This window comes from Micromonospora sp. BL1 (assembly GCF_003667485.1).
Taxonomy (GTDB): domain Bacteria; phylum Actinomycetota; class Actinomycetes; order Mycobacteriales; family Micromonosporaceae; genus Micromonospora; species Micromonospora tulbaghiae.
Window position 1 is genome coordinate 1 of the sequence record NZ_RCVK01000148.1, and the last position, 25,089, is coordinate 25,089.

Genomic DNA, 25,089 nt, shown 5'->3' on the forward strand with positions numbered 1-25,089 from the left:
GCCGGGAAGGATGGCGGCATGGGACGGGCGACGGATCGACGTGGTGTGCTGCGGATCGACCTCGACGCGGCCGGGGACGGCCGGGGGCGGATCCGGCGGCAGGACACCCTGGCCGTGGAGGAGCCGCTGGAGATCCGCGTCGGCGCGGCGGGCCCCGGCCGACGCCGGCCGCTGGCGGTGACTATGCGTACGCCCGGCGACGACCTGGACCTGGCCATCGGCTTCCTGCTCACCGAAGGGCTGATCCGGTCGGCGGAGGACGTGCACACCGCGCAGCTCTGCGCCGGGGCGGAGACCCCGAACACCTACAACGTGGTCGACGTGGTGCTCTCGCCCGGCGTGCCGGAACCCGTCACCGACCCTTCGCGCAACTTCTACACCACCAGCTCGTGCGGCGTGTGCGGCAAGGCGAGCATCGAGTCGGTGCGGACCCGCTCGCAGTTCGCGGTGCAGGACGACCCGCTGGTGGTCACCGCCGACCTGCTCGCGGGGCTGCCGGACCGGCTGCGCGCCGCGCAGCGCGCCTTCGACCGCACCGGCGGCCTGCACGCCGCCGGCCTCTTCACCCCCGACGGGGAACTGGTCGTGCTGCGCGAGGACGTCGGGCGGCACAACGCGGTGGACAAGGTGCTCGGCTGGGCCACCCGGGAAGGGCGGCTGCCGCTGGCCGGGCACGTGCTGCTGGTCTCCGGACGGGCCAGCTTCGAACTCACCCAGAAGGCGTGGATGGCGGGCGTGCCCCTGCTCGCGGCGGTGTCCGCACCGAGCACGCTCGCGGTCGAGCTGGCCGAGGAGGCGGGGATGACGCTGGTCGGCTTCCTGCGCGGGCCGACCATGAACGTCTACACCGGGGCGGCGCGCGTCGGCGGCTGACGGCCGGGCAGCACCGGACATCGGCGTGACGGGCGTCGGCGGCCCGGTGGGCGGCTGACCACCGGGCGGCTGACGGCTCACCGGCGTGGCCGGCGTCGGCGGCGCCGCAGCACCGCGCCGTCGTCGGAACCGGGCCACCCGTCCAGCGCGGACGGGGCGACTCCGCGCCGGAGCGCCTCGTCGAGCAGCACCGCGAGCGAGTAGCCGGGGTGGGCGGACAGCACCCGTTCCAGGGCGACAGCGGCCAGTGCCCCGTGCCCCGAGCGCCAGGCGGCGAACGCGAGCAGGCAGCCCGGCGCGGCGATCAGGTCCGGCTCGGCGCGTCGCAGCACGTCGGTCCAGAGGCTGATGTCCTCGTCCCGGCCGTCGGTGCGGGACCAGGCGTGGTCGCGTACCGCGACGTGGGTGAGGAGCACCGTCAGCCAGGCCACCTCGTCGTCGTCCAGCCGCTCGCCGCGCCGCTGCCGCCGGAAGGCGGCTCGCACGGCCGCCGTGCCCGCCGTCCGCACGGCCCGCGGCTCCCCACCCGATCCGGCACCGCCGTCCGCGACCGGCGACCGCCCATCCGACCCGGGACCGTCGGCCAGGACCAGCGGCTCCCCGTCCAGCCCGGGACCGTCGGCCGGGACCAGCGGCTCCCCGCCCAGCCCGGGACCGTCGGCCGGGACCAGCGGCTCCCCGCTCAGCCCGGGACCGTCGGCCGAAACCGGGACGGCCTCGCCCAGCCCGGAGCCGTCGCCCGGAACCGGGGACTTCACGTGCGGCCCGGAGCCGTCGGCCGGTGCTCCGCTGACCGGGCTTTCCGCCGACGACGAGGACGGCCGTCCGGTGAGCGCGGCCAGGCGGAGGCGTGCCTGCCCGGTGGCCCGGCGCATGGCGAGCCGGACCGGCCCGTCGAGCGGGGACACCTGCGCCGCGAGCGCGGCCCGGTCGGGCAGGGCCACCTGACCGGCGAACACCGCCGCCGCGCTGACCTGGCTGGCGGCCGGGTCGTACGGGGTGCCCTCGGGCGGGCAGCAGGACGGCTCGGCGCACAGGTACGAGAACCAGCGGCCCTCGGTGACTCGCAGCGCGTCGAGCACCACCACCCCGGTGGCGGTCAGCGCGTCGCCGATCGCGTCCACGACGCCTGTCACCCGGGCGGCCGGACCGTAGCCGACGACAGTGGCGGCGTCGGCGTCCTGCCGGGCCACCACGTGCGCCAGGTGCCGGGCTGCCGGGCCGGGGTCGGCGCCCGGCGCGGGCAGGTCGCCGCGGGCGGCGAAGACGACGCGCCGGCCGCGTACGGCGACCACCACGACGCTGTCGGCGGGATGGAAGCCGAGCAGGTAGGGCACGGCCGCGACCATGTCGGCCGGCGAGCGGACGGAGAGGCGCGCTGGCTCGGTGGAGTTCATGCCGGGAGCGTGGGCGGTCGCGGGTCACCGCGTCCGCCCCTGTGGACGACACGCGGTCCGTCCACAGATACGGAGCGTATCGGTCCAGGTCAGCGGTGATCGGCGGCGCTTCTCGGCACACGGATGTCCGGGGTAACCGCTACCTTGCGCTCATGGACCTGGCATACCTGCGGGCACACCCGGAGCACCTGCCGACCTTCCTGACCCACCAGCGGATCCGGGAGACCCCGGTCTCCGGCGGTGACATCTGCGCGGCCTCCCGGCTGACGCTCGACGACGGGCACTCGGTGTTCGCCAAGACCTGGCCGGAACGGGCGGCGCGTGCGCTGCCGGAGGGCTTCTTCGCCGCCGAGGCGGCCGGGCTGCGCTGGCTGCGAGAGGCCGGCTCGGTGCCCGTACCGGATGTGCTCGTCGCCCTGCCCGACCTGCTGGCGCTCGACTGGGTGGAGCCCGGCGAACCGACGCCGGAGGCCGCGGAGGCGTTCGGCCGCGACCTGGCCGGGCTGCACCGGGCCGGGGCACCCGCGTTCGGCGCGGACTGGCCCGGGTTCATCGGCGCGCTGCCGCAGGACAACACGCCCGGCCCCGGTCCCTGGCCGGACTGGTTCGCCCGGCACCGGCTCCTGCCCTACCTGCGCATGTCGGTCGACGGCGGCGCGCTCGACGACGCCGGGGCGGCGCTCGTCGAGCAGGTCGTCGACCGGATCGGCGAGTTCGGCGGTGACGAGCCGCCGGCCCGGCTGCACGGTGATCTCTGGCCCGGCAACCTGCTCTGGGGCGCCGACGGCCGGGTCTGGCTGGTCGACCCGGCCGCGCACGGCGGCCACCGCGAGACCGACCTGGCGCAGCTCGCCCTGTTCGGCGGCCCGCCGCACCTGGACCGGATCACGGCCGCCTACCGGGAGGCGTGGCCGCCGGCCGACGGATGGCGGGAACGGGTGCCGCTGCACCAGTTGCATCTGCTGCTCGTGCACACCGCGATCTTCGGCGCGGCGTACGCGGACGCGGTGCGCTCGACCGCCCGTGCCGCCCTCCGTGGGCCCGACCGCGCTACGGTCGACAGATGAGCGCCCCCGGGACGAGCGACGGCGTCCTCGCCGACCGGTACGGCCGTGTCGCGCGGGACCTGCGGGTCTCGCTGACCGACAAGTGCAACCTGCGCTGCACCTACTGCATGCCGGCCGAGGGTCTGCCCTGGCTGGCCGGTCCGCAACTGCTCACCGACGACGAGATCATCCGGCTGGTGGGTGTCGCGGTGTCGCGGCTCGGCATCACCGAGGTGCGCTTCACAGGCGGCGAGCCGCTCATCCGCCCGGGCCTGCCCGGCATCGTTGCGGCGGTCGCCGCGCTCACGCCCCGGCCGCGCATCTCGCTGACCACCAACGGCATCGGCCTGGCCCGGATGGCGCCGGCGCTGCGCGCGGCCGGGCTGGACCGCGTCAACGTCTCGCTGGACACGCTGGACCGCGACCGGTTCACCGCGCTGACCCGCCGTGACCGGCTCGCCGACGTGCTCGCCGGGCTGGCCGGCGCGGCGGAGGCCGGGCTGACCCCGGTGAAGATCAACTCGGTGCTCATGCGCGGCACGAACGACGACGAGGCGCCGGAGCTGCTGCGGTTCGCGCTCGCGCACGGCTACGAGCTGCGGTTCATCGAGCAGATGCCGCTCGACGCCCAGCACGGCTGGGACCGCTCGACCATGGTCACCGCCGACGAGATCCTGGCCTCGCTGCACGCCGCGTTCGCGCTGACGCCCGACCCGTCCGAGCGGGGCGCGGCACCGGCCGAGACGTGGCTGGTGGACGGCGGGCCGGCCCGCGTCGGGGTGATCGCCAGCGTGACCCGGCCGTTCTGCGGCGACTGCGACCGCACCCGGCTCACCGCCGACGGCCAGGTACGCAACTGCCTATTCGCCACCGAGGAGTCGGACCTGCGCGGCGCGTTGCGCGACGGCGCCGACGACGAGGAACTGGCCCGCCGCTGGCGTGCCGCGATGTGGGCCAAGCGGGCCGGGCACGGCATCGACGACCCGGCGTTCCTCCAGCCCGCGCGCTCGATGTCGGCGATCGGAGGCTGAGGATGGAACTGACGGTCCGCTACTTCGCCGGCGCCCGCGCGGCCGCCGGACGATCCGAGGAGACCGCATCCGCCGGCCGGTCCCTGGACGAACTCCTCGATGACCTGGCCGCCCGGCACGGCGAACGCCTCGCGGTGGTGCTGAAGGCGGCGAGTTTCCTGGTCGACGGCGTGGCCTGTCATGATCGACGGGCACTGTTGCCGGCCGGGGTGACGGTGGACGTGCTGCCGCCCTTCGCAGGCGGCTGAGGGGGACACACGTGCTGGCCATGGCGACATTCCTGGGCTTCGTCGTGCTCGTGATCGGCCTGATCCACTTCTACCTGTGGAAGCGGCTGGTCCGGGACACCACACGCCCCGGGCGGTGGCGCCGGGCCGGTGGCGTGGCGATCGCGGCGCTGGCGGTGCTCGTACCGGTGACCATGGCCGGCACCCGCAACGGCTGGTACTGGCTGGCCTGGCCCGGCTACCTCTGGGTCGCGCTGATGTTCTACCTGCTGGTGCTGCTGCTGGTGCTGGAGGTGCCGACCGCGGTGGTCCGGCTGGTGCTGCGCCGCCGGGCCCGCTCGGCGGTCGCCGCCGGCCCGGAGCCCGAGCCCGCACTCGTGGGCGCGGCGACGGCGGAGGGCGCGACGCCGCCGCCGGTCGACCCCGCCGACGCGCCGCCGGCCGGTACCCACGCGCCGGACCACGACCCCTCCCGGCGACTGCTGCTCGCCCGTGGGGCGGCGATCTTCGCCGGGCTCACCGCCGCCGGCGTCACCGGGTACGGCGTCCGCACCGCGATGGGTCCGCCGCAGCTCGACCGGGTGCAGATCCCGCTGGCGAAGCTGCCCCGCAGCATGGACGGCCTGCGTATCGCCACCGTCTCCGACATCCACCTCGGGCCGTTGCGCGGCCGGGCGCACACCGAGCGGATCGTCGCGATGATCAACCGGATGGACGCCGACCTGGTCGCTGTGGTCGGTGACCTGGTCGACGGCACGGTGGCCGAGCTGGGCGAGGCCGCCGAGCCGCTGCGTGACCTGCGGTCCCGGTACGGCAGCTTCTTCGTCACCGGCAACCACGAGTACTACTCCGGCGTGGAGGAGTGGGTCCGCGAGGTGGACCGGCTCGGCCTGCGCGTGCTCCAGAACGAGCGGCAGGAGATCCAGGCCCGGGGCGGCGTGCTGGACCTCGCCGGGGTGAACGACGTGAGCGCCGCCGGCACCGGGGTGGCCGCACCCGCCGACTACGCCGCCGCCCTCGGCGACCGTGACCCGAGCCGGCCGGTGGTGCTGCTGGCGCACCAGCCGGTGGCCGCGCAGGAGGCCGCGAAGTTCGGCGTCGACCTCCAACTCTCCGGGCACACGCACGGCGGCCAGATGGTGCCGTTCAACCTGGCGGTGAAGCTCGAACAGCCGGTGGTCTCCGGTCTCGGCGAGGTCGACGGCACGAAGGTCTACGTCACGAACGGCGCCGGTTTCTGGGGCCCGCCGGTGCGGGTGGGCGCGCCTCCCCAGGTGACGCTCGTCGAGCTGCGCGCTCAATAGCGTGCATGGGCCGCCGAGTCCAGCACCGCATTGCTCAGGTCACCCGTACGCGTGGCGACGGGCGGGCGGGGGACCGGACGTGACAGGATGCGGCGTGCCTCCGTTCAGCGCCGCACCCCCCGGTGGCCTCCCGCCGTACGTCGCGGATCTGCACATCCACTCGAAGTACTCCCGCGCGTGCAGCCGCGACCTGACCCTGCCGAACCTGGCCTGGTGGGCCCGGCGTAAGGGCATCGGCGTGCTCGGCACCGGCGACTTCACCCACCCCGCCTGGTACGACCACCTGCGCGAGACACTGCACCCGGCCGAGCCGGGCCTGTACCGGCTCTCGCCCGAGGCGGAGCGGGACGTCGCCCGGCGCCTGCCGCCCCGGCTCGCCAGTGCGGCGGAGGCGGACCCGGTCCGGTACATGCTGAGCGTGGAGATCTCCACGATCTACAAGCGCGACGACCGTACGCGCAAGGTGCACCACCTGATCTACCTGCCGGACCTGGACGCGGTGGCCCGGTTCAACACCGCGCTGGGCCGGATCGGCAACCTCGGCTCGGACGGCCGGCCGATCCTCGGGCTGGACTCCCGCGACCTGCTGGAGATCACGCTGGAGGCGAGCCCGGACGGCTTCCTGGTGCCCGCGCACATCTGGACGCCCTGGTTCTCCGCGCTCGGCTCGAAGTCCGGCTTCGACGCGATCGCCGACTGTTACGCCGACCTGGCCGAGCACATCTTCGCGGTGGAGACCGGCCTGTCGTCCGACCCGGAGATGAACTGGCGGGTCGGCAGTCTGGACCGCTACCAGCTGGTGTCGAACTCGGACGCGCACTCGCCGCCCGCGCTGGCCCGGGAGGCAACCGTCCTCACCGCGGCCCGCGACTACTTCGCCATCCGCGAGGCGCTGCGTACCGGCGACGGGCTGGCGGGCACCGTGGAGTTCTTCCCGGAGGAGGGCAAGTACCACGCCGACGGGCACCGCCTGTGCGGCGTGAACTGGTCGCCGGAACGGACCCGCGAGGCCGGCGGACGCTGCCCGGAGTGCGGCAAGCCGCTGACTGTGGGCGTACTCAGCCGGATCGAGGAGCTGGCGGACCGGCCGGCCGGGCACCGTCCGGCGCACGCCCGCGAGGTGACCCATCTGGTGCCGCTGGCCGAGATCCTGGGCGAGCTGAACCGGGTCGGCGCGCGGTCGAAGAAGGTCGAGGGCAAGCTCAACGAGCTGATCGCCGCGCTCGGCCCGGAGCTGGAGATCCTGACGCGTACGCCGATCGAGGAGATCGGCCGCGTCGGCGGCGAGCTGCTCGCGGAGGGCATCGGCCGGCTGCGCCGCGGCGAGGTGCGCCGGGTGCCCGGCTACGACGGCGAGTACGGCGTGATCACGCTGTTCGACCCGGCGGAACTGGGCGCCTCGGGTGCCCGGGCCGGGCAGGAGACGCTGTTCGACGTACCGGTGCCCGCGCAGCGGCGGCCCGCGGAGCCGGCGCCGAAGCCGAAGGCCAAGCGCCCGGCGGCGGCCCGGCCCGAGCCGAAGCGGACGCCGCCGCCCGCGCCCCCGATCGCGCCGCCGCCGTCCCCGCACGAGCCGTTCGAGCCGATGCTCGCCGGCATGGAGGAGGTCGGCACCGGTCTGCTGGACCGGCTGGACGCGATGCAGCGGGTGGCCGCGTCGGCGCCGGGTGGCCCGCTGCTGATCGTGGCCGGTCCGGGCACCGGCAAGACCCGGACGCTCACCCACCGGATCGCGTACCTGTGTGCGGAGCTGAACGTCTTCCCGGACCAGTGCCTGGCGATCACGTTCACCCGGCGGGCGGCCGAGGAGCTGCGGCACCGGCTGGACGGGCTGCTCGGCCCGGTCGCCGAGGACGTCACTGTGGGCACGTTCCACTCGCTCGGCCTGACCGTGCTGCGGGAGAACGCGGCGGCGGCCGGGCTGCCGGCGGACTTCCGGATCGCCGACGACGCGGACCGGGCGGCGGCGCGCGCCGAGGCCGGTGACGACGACGAGCGGTACACGGCGCTGCTGCGCAAGCGGGACCTGGTCGACCTGGACGAGCTGCTGACGCTGCCGGTGGCGCTGTTGAAGGGCGACCGGAAGCTGGTCCGGGAGTACCGCGAACGGTGGAAGTGGATCTTCGTCGACGAGTACCAGGACGTCGACGCGGTGCAGTACGACCTGCTGCGGCTGCTCAGCCCGCCGGACGGCAACCTGTGCGCGATCGGTGACCCGGACCAGGCGATCTACTCGTTCCGGGGCGCCGACGTGGGTTACTTCCTGCGGTTCTCGCAGGACTTCACCGACGCACGGCTGGTCCGGCTGAACCGCAACTACCGCTCCTCGGCGCCGATCCTGGCCGCCGCCGTACAGGCCATCGCGCCGTCGTCGCTGGTGCGCGGCCGGCGTCTCGACCCGGCCCGGCTCGACCCGGAGGCGCCGCTGGTCGGCCGGTACGCCGCGAGTTCCGCCCATGACGAGGCCGACTTCGTGGTCCGTACCGTGGACGAGCTGGTCGGCGGCCTGTCCCACCGCTCGCTCGACTCGGGGCGGATCGACGGGCGGGCCACCTCGCTGTCCTTCTCCGACATCGCGGTGCTGTACCGCACCGACGCCCAGGCCGCGCCGATCGTGGACGCGCTGGCCCGGGCGAACATCCCGGTGCAGAAGCGCTCGCACGACCGGCTGCGCGACCGTCCCGGCGTGCCGGCCATCGCCCGCGAGCTGCGCCACGCCGGTCTCGACGGCTCGCTCGCCGCCCGGGTACGCCAGGCCGGGCAGATCCTGGCCGAGCGCTTCGCGGTGCCCACGCTGGACGGCTCCGGCGCGGTACGCCCCGAGGACGTCCGCACGGCGGTGGACCTGCTCACCCCGCTGGCCCGGCGCTGCGGCGACGACCTGGAGCTGTTCCTCAACCAGCTCGCCACCGGCGCGGAGGTGGACGCGCTCGACCCTCGTGCCGAGGCCGTCACGCTGCTCACGCTGCACGCCGCGAAGGGCCTGGAGTTCCCGGTGGTGTTCCTGGTCGGCGCCGAGGACGGTCTGCTGCCGCTGCGCTGGCCCGGAAGCGAGCCGGACGACGACGCGGTGGCCGAGGAGCGGCGGCTGTTCTTCGTCGGGCTGACCCGGGCGCAGGACCGGCTCTACGTCAGCCACGCGGGCCGGCGCGCCCGGCACGGCGCGGAACGCGACTCTCGCCCGTCGCCGTTCCTCGACGTGATCGACCCGGCGCTGTTCGAGCGCCTGGACGCGACCGAACCCCGCCGCCCGAAGGACCACCAGCTCCGGCTGATCTGACCGGCGCGGTTCCGGCGGGCCACGAACGCGGACCGAGCCACGAGCCCGGACCGGGCCACGAGCCCGGACCGGGCCTGCGGCGGTTCAGGTGAGGACGGCGGCGAGCCACGCGCCGCCGAGCAGCGCCGGGCCGAACGGCACCGGCGTGTCCCGGCGTACCCGGCCGGCGGCGAGCAGGACGAGCACCGCGAGGCCGGCGAGCACGTGCGGCAGGAGCAGCCCGAGGCGCAGCGCCGGCCAGCCGAGCCAGCCCAGCGGCAACCCGAGCGCGGCGGCGAGCTTCACGTCGCCGAAGCCGAGCCGGGCGCGGGGCAGCAGCGCCAGCAACGCGTACCCGGTGAAGGAGAGCGCGGCCCCGGCCACCGCGACGGCCAGGCGGCGCGGTTCACCGGCGGTCGCCGTGGCAGCGGTCAGGCCGAGCCCGCCGCCGAGCGCGACCACGCCGACGAGCGGGTCGGGCAGCCGCAGCGCGGACACGTCGGTGACCGCGAGGACCAGCCCGGCGGCGGCAACCAGCAGCAACGCGGGCAGCGCCGGCTCGCCGCCCCGGGCGGCGGCGAGCCCGCCGAACACCACGGCGCCGGCCACGGCGAACGTGGCCCGGCGCGGAGCACGGCCGGCGGGCACTGGGACGAACGACCGGCCGACCGGCACCGCCGCCCACCCGGCCGTCGCGCCGAGCAGCGCGACCCCCGTCACCAGCAGCGCCGACACGGACCGGGACGCTACCGCCGGGCAGGTTCTCCGGCTGCCCCGTCGACGGCTGGTGGCGGGGACCGGCGGGGTCGCTCGGTGCTCACCACCACCGCCACGCCGACCACGATGACCGCGCCGCCCATCAGCACCTGCGAGGTGATCGGTTCCGCGACGAACAACGCGCCGAGCGCCACCGCGACCACCGGGTTCACGTACGCGTACGTGGAGACCAGGGAGATCGGCGCGTGGGCGAGCAGCCAGACGTACGCGGTGAACGCGACGAGCGATCCGGCCACCATCAGGTAGGCCATCGCCGCCCAGGACCGTCCGGTCACGTCGGCGAAGGAGAAGCCGCGCAGCTCGCCCCGGGCCACGCCGACGAGCGCGAGCACCGCCGCGCCGGCCACCATCTCGTAGACGGTGGCCACGAACGGGTCGGCGGGCATCAGGATCTTCCCGGACAGGTACGAGCCGACCGACCAGCTCGCCGCCGCTGCCACCACTGTCAGCGCGCCGGCCACCGGCACGCCGTCCACCCCGTCGCGGGGCAGCACGAGCAGGACCAGGCCGGCGAAGCCGAGCGCCACCCCGAGGAACGTCCACGGTCGCGGCCGGTCCCCGCCTGCCATGCGCAGCAGCACCACGAGCAGCGGCACCGTGGCGACGAGCAGCGCGGCGACACCGGAGGGTACGGCGGTGCCGGGCGGCCCGGACTCGGCGAGCACCACCAGACCGTTGCCGCCGGCCAGCAGCAGCACGCCGACGAGCGCGGCGGAGCCGACGCGGCGCGCGGGCACCCGCAGAGCGCCCGGTCCGCGCCGCAGGCGCAGCACCGCGGCGAGCACCACCGCGGCGGCGGCGAACCGCATCGCCGCGGAGATGAGTGGCGGCAGGGACTCGACCGCGACCCGGATGCCCAGGTAGGTCGAGCCCCAGAGCAGGTAGACCAGCACGAGGGCGGTCCAGATCAGCGCGGTGCGGGCCGGCGGCGTCGCGGAATCGACGACGTTCGTCGCACTCGTGGGGCGTGAGCTCATCGTGGGACCACGCTACGGTGACCACGGCGTCGGCGTCCCCAGTTGGTGGCCGGCCTCTCAGCACTGGCGTACGCAGGAGGCGTTCATGTCGAACTCTGGTCCACCGGGCGGCGGCTCTCCCGAGCCCTGGGGGCGGCCCGACGACGGCTACGCCCCGCAGCCCGATCCCCGCTACGCGCCGCAGGGCGACCCGCGTTACGCCCCGCAACCCGACCCGCAGTACGGCCCGCCGGGCGCGCGGCCGTACGGTCCGCCGGCCGACCAGTACGGCCCGCCCGCCGACCAGTACGGCCCGCCCAAGCAGCAGTACGGGCCCGCCGACCGGTACGGGCCGCCGACGCAGCGCTACGAGCCCGGTCCGGCCTGGTCCCCCGGGCCGCCGCAGCAGGGCCACCCGGGCGACCCCTACGCCGGGCCGCAGTACGGCGGTGGCCAGCCGCCGTACGCCGAGCCGACGCAGCCGAAGCGCGGGAAGGGTCCGCTGCTGGTGGTCGTGATCGTGCTGGCCGTGCTGCTGCTGGGCGGCGCCGGGGCGTACTGGATGGTGGGCCGGGACCAGCAGACCCCGACCGGCGGTACGACCGCTGCCACCCCGCCGGCTGCGGATTCGAGCGAGGCGCCGCCGAGCGATCCGGCCGACACGACGCCCACGACGGCGGCCCCGGCCTCCTCCACCGATCCGCGGTTCGTCAAGGCGGGCCAGTGCGTCGCCAACGAGGGTGGCGGCGGCCAGCCGAAGCTGGTGATCGCCGACTGCGCCCCGAAGACGTACGAGGTGCTGCGCCGCATCGACGGCGCGACGAGCGGCAAGAAGGACGCGGAGGCGAAGTGCGGGAAGGTGGCCGGCTACACCGACTGGTACTTCTTCGACAGCGAACTGGACACGCTCGACTTCGTGCTCTGCCTGAAGCGCCGCTGAGCGCCGGCAGCGAGAGGCGCGCGGCGAGTCAGGGCCGGTAGCCAAAACTAGGGCTGTCTAGCATCCACGCTAGACAGCCCTAGTTTTGTGTCGAGGCCGACACGCGGTAGCCGCCTCTACGCGCATCTAGCCTGGTCGCTAGAGAACCCGATACTGTGCGATTCGTGGATCCGGTCCGCAACCCGTACGCACCGGGCGCCGGCCAGCGCCCGCCCGAACTCGCCGGGCGGGGGCGGGAACTGGACGTCTTCGACGTGGTGCTGGAACGGATCGCGCGCGGTCGCCCCGAACGCAGCCTGATGCTCACCGGCCTGCGGGGAGTGGGCAAGACGGTCCTGCTCAACACGCTGCGCTCCGAGGCGATCAACCACCTCTGGGGCACCGGCAAGATCGAGGCCCGGCCGGACCAGTCGCTGCGCCGGCCGATCGCCGCCGCGCTGCACATGGCGGTCCGCGAACTGGCGCCCCGGCACCGCGCCCCGGACCGGATCGACGCGTTCCTCGGCGTACTCAAGGCGTTCGCGCAACGCTCCGCTCCCACCGGGCGCGGCGGCGCGGCGCCCAAGCTGCGCGACCGCTGGCAGCCCGGCATCGACGTGCCGGCCAGCAGCGGACGCGCCGACTCCGGCGACATCGAGATCGACCTGGTCGAGCTGCTCAGCGACGCGGCGGCGGTCGCCACCGACGTCGGCACCGGCATCGCCGTCTTCATCGACGAGATGCAGGACGTCGGCGCCGAGGACGTCTCCGCGCTCTGCGCCGCCTGCCACGAGCTGTCCCAGCTCGGCGCGCCGCTCATCGTCGTCGGCGCGGGACTGCCGCACCTGCCCGCAGTCCTCAGCGCCGCCAAGTCCTACTCGGAGCGGCTCTACCGCTACCAGCGCATCGACCGGCTCGACCGGATCGCCGCCGACCAGGCGCTCTGCGCGCCGGCCGAGCGGGAGGAGGTCGAGTACGAGCAGAAGGCCCTCGACCTGCTCTACGAGAAGTCCGGCGGCTATCCCTACTTCGTCCAGGCGTACGGCAAGGCCACCTGGGACCACGCGCCCCGCTCACCGATCACCGCTGCGGACGTCCGGGTCGCCGCGCCGGAGGCGGAGGCCGAGCTGGCGGTGGGGTTCTTCGGCTCCCGGTTCGAGCGGGCCACCCCCGCCGAACGCGAGTACATGCGCGCGATGGCCACGCTGGCGCTGGTGGACGGCGAGGAGGGCGGCCGGGACGACATGGACGCGGCGGTGCCCACCGCCGAGATCGCCCGCGCGCTCGGCCGCAAGCCGGCCAGTCTCTCCCCGGCCCGGGACGCACTGATCAAGAAGGGGCTGATCTACTCCGGCGAGCGGGGAACCGTGGCGTTCACAGTGCCGCACTTCGGCCGCTACCTGCGCACCCAGCCCGCCTGACCGCTGCTTTTAAAACGGCCTCAGACCCGCGACCACGGCGGCGGGAAGACCACCTCGCCGGCCGGCGGTGGCGGCTCTCCGCTCGCCGACGGCGGCAGCACCAGCGCCTGCCACGGCTCCCCCAGCCCGGACCAGGGACTGGTCAGGCCCAGCCGGTCGGCCGGGCCGAACCCGAACCGCCGGTAGTAGGCCGGATCGCCCAGCACCACCACCAGCCGTTCGCCCAGCTCGGTCGCGGCGTCCAGCGCCGCCTGCACCGCCGCCGTGCCGTGCCCCAGCCGCTGCCGGTGCCGGGCCACCGCCACCGGACCCAGGGCCAGCGCCGGCCAGGTGCCGCGTTCGGTGCGTACGCCGACGCGCGTGAGCAGCGCGTACGCCACCACCTCGCCGCCGTACTCGGCGACCATGGCCAGCTCCGGAATCCACGCCGGGCTGTGCCGCAACTCCTCGACCAGGCCGACCTCCGGTGGGGTGGCCACGTCGGGACGGGCGAAGGCGGCGGCCAGCACCCGGGCCACCGGCGCCTCGTCGGCGGGGCCCTCCGGGCGCAGTCGCAGCGTCGTCACCCGCGCGACCTTACCGAACGCGACCGGTCCATCCGCGACGGTCGCTGAAATCGATACCGATCGGACGTCCACGTCGGCCGATACCTTTCGTGTGTTGCGGGGATGACGACGTCCCCGACGGGGTAAGACTGAGCCATGAAGCCCGTGCGCTCCCTCGCCCGAGTCATGTTGAGCGGCATCTTCGTGGTCAGCGGCGCCCGCAACCTGCGCAACCCGGAACGCCTGGTGCAGGCCGCGGAACCGGTCACCGGGAAGGTCGCCCCGCTGATCCAGAACGTGCACCCCCGCATCCCCACCGACACGGTCTCGCTGATCCGGGCCAACGCCGCCACCCAGCTCGTCGGCGGCCTGATGTTCGCCACCGGCCGGTTCACCCGTCCGGCCGCGCTGGTGCTCGCGGCCACGCTGATCCCGACCACCGCCGCCGGTCACGCCTTCTGGAACAACGACGACCCGGCCGCCCGCAACAACAACCAGATCCACTTCCTGAAGAACCTCGGCCTGCTCGGCGGCCTCCTCCTCGCCGCCGCCGACACCGAGGGCAAGCCGGGCCTGCGCTGGCGCGCCGGACACCGGATCGACCACTCGCGCCGGTCGGTCAAGCGTGCGGTCCGCACCGCGCGACGCGAGGCGAAGATCGCCGTACGCTCCGCGTCGACCGCCCGCCGCATGCCCGGCTGACAAGCGTTTTCGTACGGCCGCCACCCCCCGCAAGGCCACCAATCACCTGAACCGTCCGAGACCCGTTAACGCGGTGGAAATGTCAAAAACACGTGTGGGATCGGACACGGTCGCGTAACGCGGGAGGCAGCAACGTGAGGCGCCGTTCTAGGCTCCGTTCTGGACCTGGACGGGTACGACGACCTTGGTACGGGGGTGGCCACGCCATGCCGACGACAGTCGGTAGACGGACCAACCGCCTCGCCCCGACCTCCCGCGTCGACCGCCGGATCGTCATGCGTCTCGGCGTCGTCGCCGCCGTGTCGTACGCCGCGTGGCTCGCCATCGGCGCCTTCGGACGGCCGTACAACTTCTTCGACATGAAGATCTACCACGGCGCGGTGCTGTGGTGGGCCGGCGGCAACGAGCTGTACGACTTCGTCGCGCCCTCGACCACGCTGGGTTTCACCTACCCGCCGTTCGCCGCCCTGGTCATGCTGCCGATGTCCTGGCTGCCGGTCGACGGCGCCGGTTTCGTCAACGCGTTCGCCAGCATCGGCGCGCTCGCCGTCGTCCTCGCCGCGCTGCTGCGCCCCATCGTGGACCGGCTCGGCTGGCCGCTCTGGTTCACCGTCGGCATCGCCACCCCGCTCGCGGTCGCCATCGAGCCGTCCCGGGAGACGCTCGGCTACGGGCAGGTCAACCTGCTGCTCTTCGTGCTGATCATGGCGGACATGGTGGGCCTGCGCTGGCGGGCCAAGCGGGGCACCCACTACGAGACGGCCGACTCGCCGCTGGCCCGGTTCGTCTACAGCGGCGCCTGGGCCGGTGTGGGCATCGGGCTCGCCACAGCGGTCAAGCTCACCCCGGCGTTGTTCGTGGCCTACCTGATGCTCACCCGGCAGTGGCGGGCCGCGCTCACCGCCGTCGGCACCGCTGTCGGCGTGACCATCGCGACGTTCGGCGTACTCGGTGAGGAGTCCCGCGCGTACTTCACCGGCGTGCTGTGGCAGACCGAGCGGGTCGGTGCGGCGGACATGACCGCCAACCAGTCCCTCGCCGGTCTGCTGGCGCGGCTCTACGACTCGATCGAGACGCCCGGCCTGCTCTGGCTGGCGTTCTCGGTGCTGATCCTCGCGCTGGGCCTGTCCCGGGCGATGAGCGCCCGCGCCGACGGCGACGAGCTGACCGCGTTCACGCTGGTCGGGCTCACCGCCAACGTGATCAGCCCGATCTCCTGGTCGCACCACCTGATCTGGGTCATCCCGGCGATCATCGTGCTGGCCGACGCCGCGGTACGCCGCCGCGAAGCCAGCCGCGGCCTGCCGCCGCGCGGCACCGGCGGACCGTCGGCCAACGGCGTGCCGGCACTGCGCCCGCCGATCTGGTACCCGACGCTCACCGGGCTCCGCCACGGCGTCGGCGCGCTCGGGCTCTACCTGCTGTTCCTGATCTCACCGATCTGGCCGTACGAGCACCAGCTCCCCGAGGTGTCCCACTACCAGGACGGCCTGTTCGGCGCGTTGATGGAGAACTCCCTGGCCATCGCGCTGATCGTGCTCGTCGCGGCGCTGCCGTGGCGCCCCGGCGCCGAACCGGCGTTCTACCACGAGCGGCTGGGCCGCACCGCCGCGCTCGCCGCCCGGCGCTGAGCGTTCAGGGGCAGTTCACCCACTCCTCGGTGCCGTCGTCGAAGACCTGGCGCTTCCAGATCGGCAGGCGCGCCTTCACCTCGTCGACCAGGCGTGCGCAGGCGGCGAACGCGGCCGCCCGGTGCGCCGTGCTGACGGCCGCCACCAGTGCCACATCCCCGATCTCCAGCGGGCCGATCCGGTGCGACACCGCCACCGCGTACACCTGCGGGTCGGCCGCGACCTCGGCCGCCACCTCGCGCAGCACCGCCTCGGCGGTGGGGTGGCCCTCGTACTCCAGCCGGGTGACCCCCCGCCCGTGGTCGTGGTCGCGGACCACGCCCTGGAAGGACACCACCGCGCCGGCCCGGCGGTCGGCGACCGCCGCCTCGTGCGCGGCCAGGTCGAGCGGCCGGTCGGTCACCGCGCCGAGCACCACGCCTGCTTCCACTGTCACGACGTCTCCCGTCGGCTCGTTCGTCGCACTCACCCGAATCGCTCCCCGGGGGTCAGTGGCAGCGGCACGAGCGGCACCCGGTCGCCGGCCGCGCCGCTGGTGCCGGGCCGGACGACCGCGAACCCGTCCGCGCCGGCCAGCCCTCGCAGCATCGCCGAGCCGACGTGCCGCACCGGGTACGCGGTGCCGGCGACGCGGTCCCAGCGGGCCAGCGCCAGATGGGTGTAGTCGCCACGCCCGGGAATCGGCTCGGCGAGCGTCACGTGCGGCAGCACCGGCATCGGCCGGCCGGTGAGACCGGCGAGCAGGGGCGCGACGAGCGACACGAGCGCCACCACCGCTGACTGCGGGTTGCCGGGCAGGCCGGCCACGAACCGCACCCGCCCGTCGCCGTCCACCAGCCGGGCGAGCAGCATCGGGAAACCGGGACGCACCGCCACGGTGTTCACCACGTAGTCGGCGCCGAGCGCCTCCAGCGTCGGGTGCAGGTGGTCGACCGGACCGTGCATGGTGCCGCCGGTGGTGCAGACCAGGTCGGCGGTGGCGAGCGCGCCCCGCAGCGCCGCCACGTGCGCGGGCAGCGTGTCGGCGACCGGGCCGACCACGTCGGCCGCGCGCACCTGGCAGCCGTAGCGGCGCAGCCAGGCCGGCACCGACGGACCGAGCGCGTCACGGACCCGGCCCGCACCGGGCGGACCGGAGGTGAGCAGTTCGTCGCCGAAGACCAGCAGCGCGGCCCGGGGTGGGCGGCGGACCCGCAGCGTGTCGAGCCCGCAGGAGGCGGCCAGGCCCATCACCGCCGGGTCCACGGGGGTGCCGGCGGGCAGCAGTTCCTCCCCGAGGCACGCCTCCTCGCCCGGCTCCCGCCACTCCGGCGCCTTTCGGGGCGTGCCGGACACCAGGCCGTCCGCCGTACGCGTCGACTCCTCGATCCGCAGGATCGCCGTCGTGCCCTCGGGAACCATCGCGCCGGTGGCGATCTCCACCGTGCTGCCGTCGGCTTCCAACGGAGGCGCGGTGTGCCCGGCGAGCACCCGCCCGACAGCCCGCCACGGCCCCGGGCCGCGCACCGCCCAGCCGTCCACGCTGGAGGTCGGGAACGCGGGCAGGTCGGTACGCGTGGTCAGCGGCTCGGCCAGGGTGTGCCCGTCGGCCTCGGCCAGCGGACGGGCGACCGCGGGAAGCGCGGCGGACAGGCCCACCGCGTACACCCGGGAGCGGGCCTCCTCCCACCCGGCCGGGGGTGGCGTGCCCGCCTCGGCCGTGGCGGCTTCGGTTTCCGTGCTCATCCGGCGAGCCTAGCGCCGGGGCACGTGTCTCGCGGGTTCAGTGGTCGCCGCCGCGAAGCTGGTCGACGGCGTGCCGCAGGATCGGCCCGAGCACGGCCAGGCCGTCCCGGGCACCACCCCGCGAGCCGGGCAGGTTGACCACGAGCGTCCGGCCGGTCACCCCGGCCAGCCCTCGGGACAACGCCGCCGTCGGCACGGTGTCGCGGCTGTGCGCGCGGATCGCCTCGGCGATGCCGGGGATCTCGTAGTCGAGCAGCGCGCGCGTCACGTCGGGCGTGCGATCGGTCGGGGTGATGCCGGTGCCACCGCTGGTCAGTACCACGTCGACGCCGTCGGCGCGGGCCGCGCGCAGGGCGTCACCGACCGGTTCGCCGTCCGGCACGACCACCGGCGCGTCGACCTCGCACCCCAGCTCGCGCAGCCCGGTCACGAGCAGCGGACCGCTGGTGTCCTCGTACACCCCGGCGGCGGCCCGGTTGGACGCCACGATCACCCGGGCCCGGATCACGGCCGGTCCTCCGGCCGGACCCACTCGCCGGTCTTGCCGCCCTCCTTGCGGAGCACCCGCACGGCGTCCACCGACGCGGCCGGGTCGACCGCCTTCACCATGTCGACCAGGGCGAGCCCGGCGACCGCCACCGCGGTCAGCGCCTCCATCTCGACGCCCGTGCGGTCGGCGGTCTTCGCCGTAGCCGTGATCTCCACCGTGTCGGTGGTGAGCTCCAGGTCGACGGTGACGCCGTGCAGCGCGATCGGGTGGCACAGCGGGATCAGGTCGGGCGTGCGCTTGGCCCCCATGATGCCGGCGAGCCGGCCGACGGCCAGCGCGTCGCCCTTGGGCAGGCCGTCGCGGCGCAGCAGGTCCACCACCTCGGCGGTGGTGCGGAGGCGGCCGGCGGCGACCGCGAGCCGGCCCGAGACCGGCTTGGCGGAGACGTCGACCATCCGGGCCGCACCGGCCGGGTCGACGTGGGTGAGCTGCGCGGGTTCGGTCACGGCCCGACCCTATCCGCCGGGTACGACGCCGCGGGTGCCCCGGCCTGCGGCGGGGAGGAGCGTCGTGTCGGGTGCCGGTGCACGACGCTCCTCCCTCACCTGCCCACCGCCGATTCGCTGGGGGGAACTGACGGTGGGGGCCTCGTTCGGCCGGGTCCGCTCGGACGGTGGACCCACCCCGTGGCCGATGCCGGGGACGCTAACGAACGCCGCGATAAGAAATCGATAAGCCGGTTCAGTGGCTCACGCCGAGGAGCAGAGCGCGGACTCGCTGCTGTTCCGGTCCACCGATTCGCTCGAAGATGGCCAGCGCCCTCCGCCACAGCCGGCGCGCTTCGTCCGGATCCTTGTCCGACAGGAGACTACCGAGCCGAGTCAGAGCACGGCCTTGTTCCTGAGGGTGTGCGATACGGCTGGCCAGCTTCAGAGCCTGTTCATGCAGGCGAATCGCTTCCTGCGGGTATCCCTGGGCTCCGGCGGTCGTACCGAGTTCGTTAAAGGCGGCGCACTGAGCGTGGCGTTCACCATTTTCGAGCGCCAACCGCAAGGCTGTTTCGTGCTGATGACGAGCTTCGTCCAACCGGTTGAGCTCACGTAGGGCGATGCCGAGATCCACCCGAAGCTCCGGCTCGCCGTAGCGGTGGCCGGTCCGATCCCGTAGCCGCAGCGAAGCTTCCATGATCCGAACAGCAGGTTCGAAGTCCCCCATCCTCGACCTGACCATGCCGATGTGCCCCAGAGCATTGAGCAATTGAAATTGGTCTGATGCAGATCTCGCCAGGAACAGGTGTAATCGATGAAGTTGCAACGCCTCCTGGTACCTACCGATCGCTGCCAGCGCGATGCCGTGATTCGGTAGCACGAGATCGATCCAGGCATGGCGGCCCAGCAACACCTCCCGTCGTAGATACGCGCCCAAATGCGCCGCCGCCTCGAGTTGCCCCGTCAACCAGTAGACGACCGTAAGATTGGCACGGTACCGAGCCGCATTACGCGTGTCGCCCAACTCCTCGTAAATTTCAACCGCTGACTCCACCAGTTTGGTCGCTGCGGGATAGTCACCGGTTCGCACGTAGGCGGAGGCGAGGTAGTTCTGCATCTGGGCGGTCGCCTTTCGATCGCCGAGACGCTGGGCGGAGCGCAAGCCACACCGGTGGGTCGACAGCATGTCGTCGAAATACGTTCTCATGTAGAAAAAGCGCCAGAGCGAGCGCGCCAGCCGCCAGGAGAATTGGTCATGACCCATTTGTGTGGCGTAAACCACGAGAGCAGTGAGGGTATTCCGTTCGCGTTCCAGCCATTCTATGTCCGGGCTGATCGCCGCAACCAGATCCGGGCGGGAAGGCGGCTCGGCGACCAGCTCGCTTGCCTTCAGGCGCGGCTCCAGCTCCAGCGCCACGGACAGTGCAGCGTGAAGACACAGCTCGAGAAGCCGGTCTGTCGCCTCCCGTAGAACCCGCGGCGGATCGATGCGCCGCGAGAGCCCACTGGCGTACTCGCGAACCAGGTCGTGCAACCGATAGCGCCCGCTCGTCTTCTCCTCGAGCAGATGGCGATCCACCAGTTCGTCAAGAACCCGCTCGGTCTCGGGAAGCGGGAGATCGGCCAATGCCGCCGCCATCGGTGAACTGAGATCGTCGCCGGGATGAAGCGCGAGAAGCCGGAACACCTGCCGACTTCGCTCATCGAGCGGTTCATAGGAGGTCGAGAACGCGTCCACCAACGTCCGGTCACCTACTGCGATCTGGCCTAGCCGACCGCGTTCGTCGGCGAGTCGAGCCGCCAGATCCGCAACCAGCCAACTCGGGCGGTGCGCCAACCGTGCTCCTGCAAGCCGTATGGCCAGGGGAAGACAGCCGCAGCGGCGTACCACCTCGTCTGCCGCCTCCGCCTCCGCTCGCACCCGATCTGCACCAGCGGTGGAGGCGAGCAGGGCGACGGCCTCGGCAGAGGTCAGGACTCCCAGGGACTCCGGAACTCCAAGTTCGGTTGCGAGCAGCCTCGACCGCGTGGTTATCAGCACTACGGTTCCCACGCCTTCGGGCAACAGCGGGAGCACCTGCTCAACGCTCGCCGCGTTGTCCAAGACCAGCACCGTCCTGCGTTGTGCCAGCTCACGGCGCCAGAGATCGGCTCGATCCTCGAAGTCGGTCGGCACCCGCCCTGGAGGCACGCCCAACTGTCGAAGCAGTGTCAACAGGACCGCCTGCGGTTCCAGAGCGGCGGTTTCTCCATGGCCTCGCAGATCGACGAACAGCTGGCCGTCCGGATGCCGCGTTCGCAACAGCTCGGCCAGCCGGACTGCGAGAGTCGTCTTGCCGCAGCCCGCCATCCCGTCGATCACCTGGATGACGGCCGCCTGCTCCGAACGTCTCCTGATTTCGCGCAGCAGCCGGTCCAGCACGTCCTGTCGACCGACGAAGTCGGTTGTCGGCCGAGGAAGCCAACTTACGGAAGGCGCCCCTTCAGGGGACGCCGACCGGTCAGGCGAGTTCGGCAGCCGCCGGCCGGCCTCAAGTGCCTTTCGATGCAGCTCGTCCAGCCGCGAACCCGGCCGCACGCCCAATTCTTCATTTAGCGCCGCCCGAGTGGACCGGTAGACGGCGGACGCTCCGGCCGAGTCCCCACCAGCAATCAGAGCTTCCATGAGAACCGTCTGAAGCCGTTCCCGGGTGGGTTGACGGGCGGCATGGGGTCGAAGAAGCCGGATGGCCTCCTCCGGCCGCCCAGAGCCCAGGTGTAAGCCGGCCAGGAGCACCAACGCAGCCTCGTGTTCCCGTTCGGCCACTTCGCGGCGGGCGGACAACACCGGCCCCAGTGGCAGCCCGGGAAGAAGTAGACCCGACCAGTCGTCGACAGCATCGGTGAGCACACGGATTGCGGCGCTTGCCTGGCCTGCGTCGACCATGGCACGCCCGTGGGCGACCTGGCGCTCGATCCGGGCCAGGTCGACCGCATCCGGACCGATCAACAGTTGGTATCCGCCCGGCTGGCGAACGACCACCGCTTCTCCGTCGGCATCGACGAACGTCCGCCTGAGGTTGGCCGCATATGTGCGGACGTTAGGTACGGCCGAGCGAGGAGGCGAGTCTGGCCACAGTTCGTCCACCAGCTTGTCGAGGGTCACGAGCCGACCCGCGTGTACGGCGAGCATCCCCAGAACAAGCTGCTGCTTCGGGGTGCCGAGGTGCACCGACCCGCCCTCGTGGTACGCCGCCAGGCCGCCGAGAACCCGAATCTTCACGCCGTCCGACTCCGGATTTCGCGAACTCAATTACGCTAGTTGAATCCTAGTCTTCACTGCGGGCCGTCGCTGACCGGCTACCGAGGAGCAGGGGCGCCACCGATGCGGCCATTGAGGCATGAAAGCTGCGCCGCCCGACGGTTGTATTCCCGCCTAAGGGTCACCCAGGCTGACAGCATCACGCGAGGTGCGGCTGACCCTGGTTGCAATCCGCAACCGGGCAAGCACCGGCAGGATACTTGCGACTTCGCTCTGCATCACCACGATGGACAGAACGTCATTAATTAGCACAGACTTAGCTGATATTGCGCATAGCGACATTTATGTCTTCTAACCAGGACCTTTCCTCTCCTAAGCTCCTTTCGAGGTTTTGCCCCGCCGTAAAGGCTTCGAAAAGAGCAGGAAAGGAGTTCGGAGATGCGCGGTAGCGAGTGGCACTGAAATGCGGCACTTCTCGCCGAGAAACTCCTCGCGGTAAGCTCTTGGTCACGCCGCTGGCAACCCACCAGCGACGTGCGTCAGCCTCTCAGCCCTGGGAGCTGCATGAGTCGCACCGCCGGACGACGCGATGCTGGGACCGATCGACGTCTGCTGACGCTCGTCGGTCTCATCGTCGTTCTCGCGTCAGGCGTGGTGGTCGGCGCCGTCGCCTCCCTGCCCCGAACTCTTCCCGATTCGGTCCGGGACATCGGAACCTTCGCCACGCTCATCTTCATGATCACGCTGGGCGGTGTCGTCAAGGCGTCGATCCGGATCCGCTCCACCACGCACTCCATCGCCTGGGTCGAAACAGCTGTGGTGTTAGGTGTAGCGATCGCGCCGGCCTCCTGGGTCGTCGCCAGCACCGTCCTGGGTGTCGCCGCGTCCTCGATCATCCTTCGTCTGCCGGCAATCAAGTCAGCCTTCGGAATCGGCAAGAACGTGCTGATCGCAGGCGGCACGGTTGCCGTCGCGTCGCTCCTCGACTGGCCGGGTGAGTCGCCGTCGATAGGTGGCCTCATAGGCACCCTGGCCATCGTCTACCTGGTAGCGGCGCTCCTCGATGATCTCCTGGCCATGCCGGTCATCGCGCTCGCGTCCGGGACGCCCGTCGTCCGGCAGTTCCGCACCGACCTCGACCTGCGGGTCGCCGGCTTCGCGGTCCGCTTCCTCGTCGCCGCGTGCACGGTACTCATCCTGCGAGCCGACCCCCGATTGCTGCTCGCCGTGCCACCGCTCGTCCTCAGCCTGCACCTGGCCTACTCCGCCCGGATCCGCACCCGCACCGAGCAGCAGGCATGGCAACGCCTGGCCCGCGCCACCGACGCCCTCAACGTGGTCGACCTCGACCAGGTGCTCACCACCGCGGTCACCGAGGCCAGCGAACTCTTCTCCGCCGACGAGGTCGAGATCGAGCTGCGCGACGGCGGACGCACCGTCCGGGGCAACGGCACCGACATCGCGTACGACGGAACAGGCCCGCAGCCCAGCGCCGTCGACGGTCAGGTCATGCCGGTCCCGTTGGAGGGCCACAACCGCACCGACGACGTCGGCGTGCTGCGGCTCCGGTTCGCCGGCCCGGTCGAACTCTCCGAACGCGAGCAGTACACCCTGCGTACCTTCGCCTCCGCCCTCTGCACGGCGGTCCGCAACGCCCAGGCGTACGCCGAACTCGCCCGCATCGCCGAGGACCACGCCTACGCCGCCACCCACGACGCCCTCACCGGCCTGTCCAACCGGCGACACCTGCTCGACGAGGGCAGCGCCCAGCTCACCACCCGGCACGCCGACGGCGTCACCGCGCTGGTGCTGATCGACCTCAACCACTTCAAGGAGGTCAACGACACCCTCGGGCACGGCGCCGGTGACCGGGTGCTGATCCAGGTCGCCGAACGGCTGCGCGACGCGGCCCGCCCCGACGACCTGGTCGCCCGGCTCGGCGGCGACGAGTTCGCCGTACTCCTGCGCGGCCTGCCCGCCCCGGCCGTCGCCGCCCACCGCGCCGAGGCCCTGCTCGCCGCGCTGCACGACCCGCTGGACCTCGACGGCATGCGGATCAGCGTGGAGGCCAGCGGCGGCATCGCCGTCGCCCCCGCCACCGGCGGCATGGCGGAACTGCTGCGCCGCGCCGACGTGGCCATGTACCAGGCCAAACGCGCCGGCCAACGCGTCGCCACGTACGCGCCGGCCCGCGACACCGCCGACCTGAGCCGGCTCACCCTCGGTGGCGAACTGCCCCGCGCCGTCGCCGACCACGAGTTCACGGTCAACTTCCAGCCCATCGTCGACCTGGCCGGCGGCGAGGTGATCGGCGCCGAAGCCCTGGCCCGCTGGCACCACCCCACCCACGGGCTCATCGACCCGCTGCGCTTCCTCGAAGCGGTGGAACGCTCCGGGCTGCTCCCCGCGTTCGCCGAGGCGATCCTCGACCAGGCGCTCATCGCCGCCGGCTCCTGGCGCGACGCCGGCTTCGACCTGCCCGTCTCGGTCAACGTGTCCCCACGCAGCCTGCTCGACGCCCGCTTCCCCGGCGCGGTGCTGGCCCGGCTGCGCGCCCACGACCTCCCGCCGGACCGGCTCGTGCTGGAACTGACCGAGACGCTCACGCTCAGCCAGCTCGACGTGGTCGACCGCGTACTCAGCCGCCTGCGTGACTCCGGCGTCCGGCTGGCACTCGACGACTTCGGCACCGGCTACTCGTCGCTCTCCCTGCTCTCCCGCATCCCCGTGCACGAACTGAAGATCGACCGCAGCTTCGTCGGCGCCATGGAGACCGCACCCGAAGCCGCCGCCGTGATCCGCTCCACCCTCGACCTCGGCCGCAGCCTCGACCTCACGGTGGTCGCCGAGGGCGTGGAGAGCGAACCGCAACGCCGCGCGCTCTGGGAACTCGGCTGCGCCGCAGGGCAGGGCCACCTGTTCGCCCGGCCGCTGCCCGCCGCCGCGCTGCTCGCCGCCCTCCAGCGCGGCCACGGCGGCCGGACCGGCGCGCTCGCACCCGCGCTGCACGACGCCGGCGCCGTCATCCGCCTCCCCGGCCGCCGCACCGGACGCACC

The 25,089-nt window shown here is 73.0% G+C and carries 20 protein-coding genes; 11 read left to right on the plus strand and 9 right to left on the minus strand.

The features are described 5' to 3' along the window. The first annotated feature begins 18 nt into the window (after window positions 1–18). Window positions 19–873 (plus strand): formate dehydrogenase accessory sulfurtransferase FdhD, encoded by an 855-nt coding sequence (fdhD, locus tag EAD96_RS04600; RefSeq protein ID WP_121683399.1) that lies wholly within the window; start codon window positions 19–21, stop codon window positions 871–873. A gap of 77 nt (window positions 874–950) precedes the next feature. Here fdhD and EAD96_RS04605 read toward each other — a convergent pair whose 3' ends face one another. After that, window positions 951–2,270, minus strand: coding sequence for a DUF4192 domain-containing protein (locus tag EAD96_RS04605; protein ID WP_121683400.1), 1,320 nt, complete (start codon window positions 2,268–2,270; stop codon window positions 951–953). Between the two features lie 152 nt (window positions 2,271–2,422). On the opposite strand from EAD96_RS04605, the gene EAD96_RS04610 reads away from it, so the two are divergent. The 5 genes from EAD96_RS04610 to EAD96_RS04630 all read left to right on the plus strand — a co-directional run bounded on the left by EAD96_RS04610 (window position 2,423) and on the right by EAD96_RS04630 (window position 9,158). After that, window positions 2,423–3,337 carry a fructosamine kinase family protein gene (locus EAD96_RS04610; RefSeq protein ID WP_121683401.1) on the plus strand — a complete coding sequence of 305 codons (915 nt, stop codon included), beginning with the start codon at window positions 2,423–2,425 and terminating at the stop codon, window positions 3,335–3,337. Further along, window positions 3,334–4,347, plus strand: a complete 1,014-nt coding sequence (gene moaA / locus EAD96_RS04615; protein WP_121683402.1) for a GTP 3',8-cyclase MoaA — start codon at window positions 3,334–3,336, stop codon at window positions 4,345–4,347. The genes EAD96_RS04610 and moaA overlap by 4 nt, the downstream gene beginning before the upstream one ends. Before the next feature lie 2 nt (window positions 4,348–4,349). Beyond that, window positions 4,350–4,595, plus strand: a complete 246-nt coding sequence (locus EAD96_RS04620; protein WP_013289332.1) for a MoaD/ThiS family protein — start codon at window positions 4,350–4,352, stop codon at window positions 4,593–4,595. Window positions 4,596–4,615: 20 nt separating this feature from the next. Next, a complete protein-coding gene (locus EAD96_RS04625) occupies window positions 4,616–5,878 on the plus strand; it encodes a metallophosphoesterase (RefSeq protein ID WP_121683410.1) in 1,263 nt (420 codons plus the stop codon). A 94-nt stretch (window positions 5,879–5,972) separates the two neighbouring features. Beyond that, window positions 5,973–9,158 (plus strand): UvrD-helicase domain-containing protein, encoded by a 3,186-nt coding sequence (locus tag EAD96_RS04630; protein ID WP_121683403.1) that lies wholly within the window; start codon window positions 5,973–5,975, stop codon window positions 9,156–9,158. Window positions 9,159–9,242: 84 nt separating this feature from the next. Here EAD96_RS04630 and EAD96_RS04635 read toward each other — a convergent pair whose 3' ends face one another. Both EAD96_RS04635 and EAD96_RS04640 read right to left on the minus strand, forming a co-directional pair. Next, window positions 9,243–9,872, minus strand: coding sequence for a prepilin peptidase (locus EAD96_RS04635; RefSeq protein ID WP_121683404.1), 630 nt, complete (start codon window positions 9,870–9,872; stop codon window positions 9,243–9,245). An 11-nt stretch (window positions 9,873–9,883) separates the two neighbouring features. Beyond that, window positions 9,884–10,891 (minus strand): EamA family transporter, encoded by a 1,008-nt coding sequence (locus tag EAD96_RS04640; protein WP_233585450.1) that lies wholly within the window; start codon window positions 10,889–10,891, stop codon window positions 9,884–9,886. An 85-nt stretch (window positions 10,892–10,976) separates the two neighbouring features. On the opposite strand from EAD96_RS04640, the gene EAD96_RS04645 reads away from it, so the two are divergent. Together EAD96_RS04645 and EAD96_RS04650 are read left to right on the plus strand one after the other, a co-directional pair. After that, on the plus strand, window positions 10,977–11,810 hold the full coding sequence (locus tag EAD96_RS04645) for a flagellar basal body protein FliL (RefSeq protein ID WP_121683405.1): 834 nt from the start codon (window positions 10,977–10,979) through the stop codon (window positions 11,808–11,810). 164 nt (window positions 11,811–11,974) lie between these two features. Beyond that, window positions 11,975–13,210 (plus strand): ATP-binding protein, encoded by a 1,236-nt coding sequence (locus tag EAD96_RS04650; RefSeq protein ID WP_120572553.1) that lies wholly within the window; start codon window positions 11,975–11,977, stop codon window positions 13,208–13,210. Window positions 13,211–13,230: 20 nt separating this feature from the next. Here the strand turns inward: EAD96_RS04650 and EAD96_RS04655 are convergent, their stop codons facing one another. Continuing rightward, window positions 13,231–13,776: a GNAT family N-acetyltransferase gene (locus EAD96_RS04655; protein ID WP_120572552.1), complete on the minus strand. Its 546-nt coding sequence runs from the start codon at window positions 13,774–13,776 to the stop codon at window positions 13,231–13,233. 135 nt (window positions 13,777–13,911) lie between these two features. Here EAD96_RS04655 and EAD96_RS04660 point away from each other — a divergent pair, with 135 nt between their 5' ends. Further along, a complete protein-coding gene (locus EAD96_RS04660; RefSeq protein WP_120572551.1) occupies window positions 13,912–14,457 on the plus strand; it encodes a DoxX family protein in 546 nt (181 codons plus the stop codon). Window positions 14,458–14,663: 206 nt separating this feature from the next. Further along, window positions 14,664–16,088, plus strand: coding sequence for a glycosyltransferase 87 family protein (locus EAD96_RS04665; RefSeq protein WP_121683406.1), 1,425 nt, complete (start codon window positions 14,664–14,666; stop codon window positions 16,086–16,088). 4 nt (window positions 16,089–16,092) lie between these two features. Here the strand turns inward: EAD96_RS04665 and EAD96_RS04670 are convergent, their stop codons facing one another. The 5 genes from EAD96_RS04670 to EAD96_RS04690 form a co-directional block, all read right to left on the minus strand. Next, on the minus strand, window positions 16,093–16,518 hold the full coding sequence (locus EAD96_RS04670; RefSeq protein WP_199733065.1) for a molybdenum cofactor biosynthesis protein MoaE: 426 nt from the start codon (window positions 16,516–16,518) through the stop codon (window positions 16,093–16,095). Window positions 16,519–16,553: 35 nt separating this feature from the next. Then, on the minus strand, window positions 16,554–17,813 hold the full coding sequence (locus EAD96_RS04675; RefSeq protein WP_121683407.1) for a molybdopterin molybdotransferase MoeA: 1,260 nt from the start codon (window positions 17,811–17,813) through the stop codon (window positions 16,554–16,556). A gap of 37 nt (window positions 17,814–17,850) precedes the next feature. Beyond that, window positions 17,851–18,321, minus strand: coding sequence for a molybdenum cofactor biosynthesis protein B (locus EAD96_RS04680; RefSeq protein WP_013477514.1), 471 nt, complete (start codon window positions 18,319–18,321; stop codon window positions 17,851–17,853). Beyond that, a complete protein-coding gene (gene moaC, locus EAD96_RS04685; RefSeq protein ID WP_121683408.1) occupies window positions 18,318–18,809 on the minus strand; it encodes a cyclic pyranopterin monophosphate synthase MoaC in 492 nt (163 codons plus the stop codon). Before moaC ends, EAD96_RS04680 begins: the two co-directional genes overlap by 4 nt. A gap of 235 nt (window positions 18,810–19,044) precedes the next feature. Further along, window positions 19,045–22,053 (minus strand): tetratricopeptide repeat protein, encoded by a 3,009-nt coding sequence (locus EAD96_RS04690; protein WP_121683409.1) that lies wholly within the window; start codon window positions 22,051–22,053, stop codon window positions 19,045–19,047. A 543-nt stretch (window positions 22,054–22,596) separates the two neighbouring features. On the opposite strand from EAD96_RS04690, the gene EAD96_RS04695 reads away from it, so the two are divergent. Beyond that, window positions 22,597–25,089: bifunctional diguanylate cyclase/phosphodiesterase (locus tag EAD96_RS04695; protein ID WP_199733064.1), on the plus strand; the 2,493-nt coding region annotated here is incomplete at its 3' end.

What these genes read in the sequence shown, in the direction of transcription:
- moaA (WP_121683402.1), top strand. Translation starts at nt 3,334, where the DNA reads ATGAGCGCCCCCGGGACGAGCGACGGCGTCCTCGCCGACCGGTACGGC.
- EAD96_RS04640 (WP_233585450.1), bottom strand. Translation starts at nt 10,891, where the DNA reads ATGAGCTCACGCCCCACGAGTGCGACGAACGTCGTCGATTCCGCGACG.
- EAD96_RS04660 (WP_120572551.1), top strand. Translation starts at nt 13,912, where the DNA reads ATGAAGCCCGTGCGCTCCCTCGCCCGAGTCATGTTGAGCGGCATCTTC.
- EAD96_RS04645 (WP_121683405.1), top strand. Translation starts at nt 10,977, where the DNA reads ATGTCGAACTCTGGTCCACCGGGCGGCGGCTCTCCCGAGCCCTGGGGG.
- EAD96_RS04605 (WP_121683400.1), bottom strand. Translation starts at nt 2,270, where the DNA reads ATGAACTCCACCGAGCCAGCGCGCCTCTCCGTCCGCTCGCCGGCCGAC.
- EAD96_RS04665 (WP_121683406.1), top strand. Translation starts at nt 14,664, where the DNA reads ATGCCGACGACAGTCGGTAGACGGACCAACCGCCTCGCCCCGACCTCC.
- fdhD (WP_121683399.1), top strand. Translation starts at nt 19, where the DNA reads ATGGGACGGGCGACGGATCGACGTGGTGTGCTGCGGATCGACCTCGAC.
- EAD96_RS04610 (WP_121683401.1), top strand. Translation starts at nt 2,423, where the DNA reads ATGGACCTGGCATACCTGCGGGCACACCCGGAGCACCTGCCGACCTTC.
- EAD96_RS04625 (WP_121683410.1), top strand. Translation starts at nt 4,616, where the DNA reads ATGGCGACATTCCTGGGCTTCGTCGTGCTCGTGATCGGCCTGATCCAC.
- EAD96_RS04675 (WP_121683407.1), bottom strand. Translation starts at nt 17,813, where the DNA reads ATGAGCACGGAAACCGAAGCCGCCACGGCCGAGGCGGGCACGCCACCC.
- EAD96_RS04620 (WP_013289332.1), top strand. Translation starts at nt 4,350, where the DNA reads ATGGAACTGACGGTCCGCTACTTCGCCGGCGCCCGCGCGGCCGCCGGA.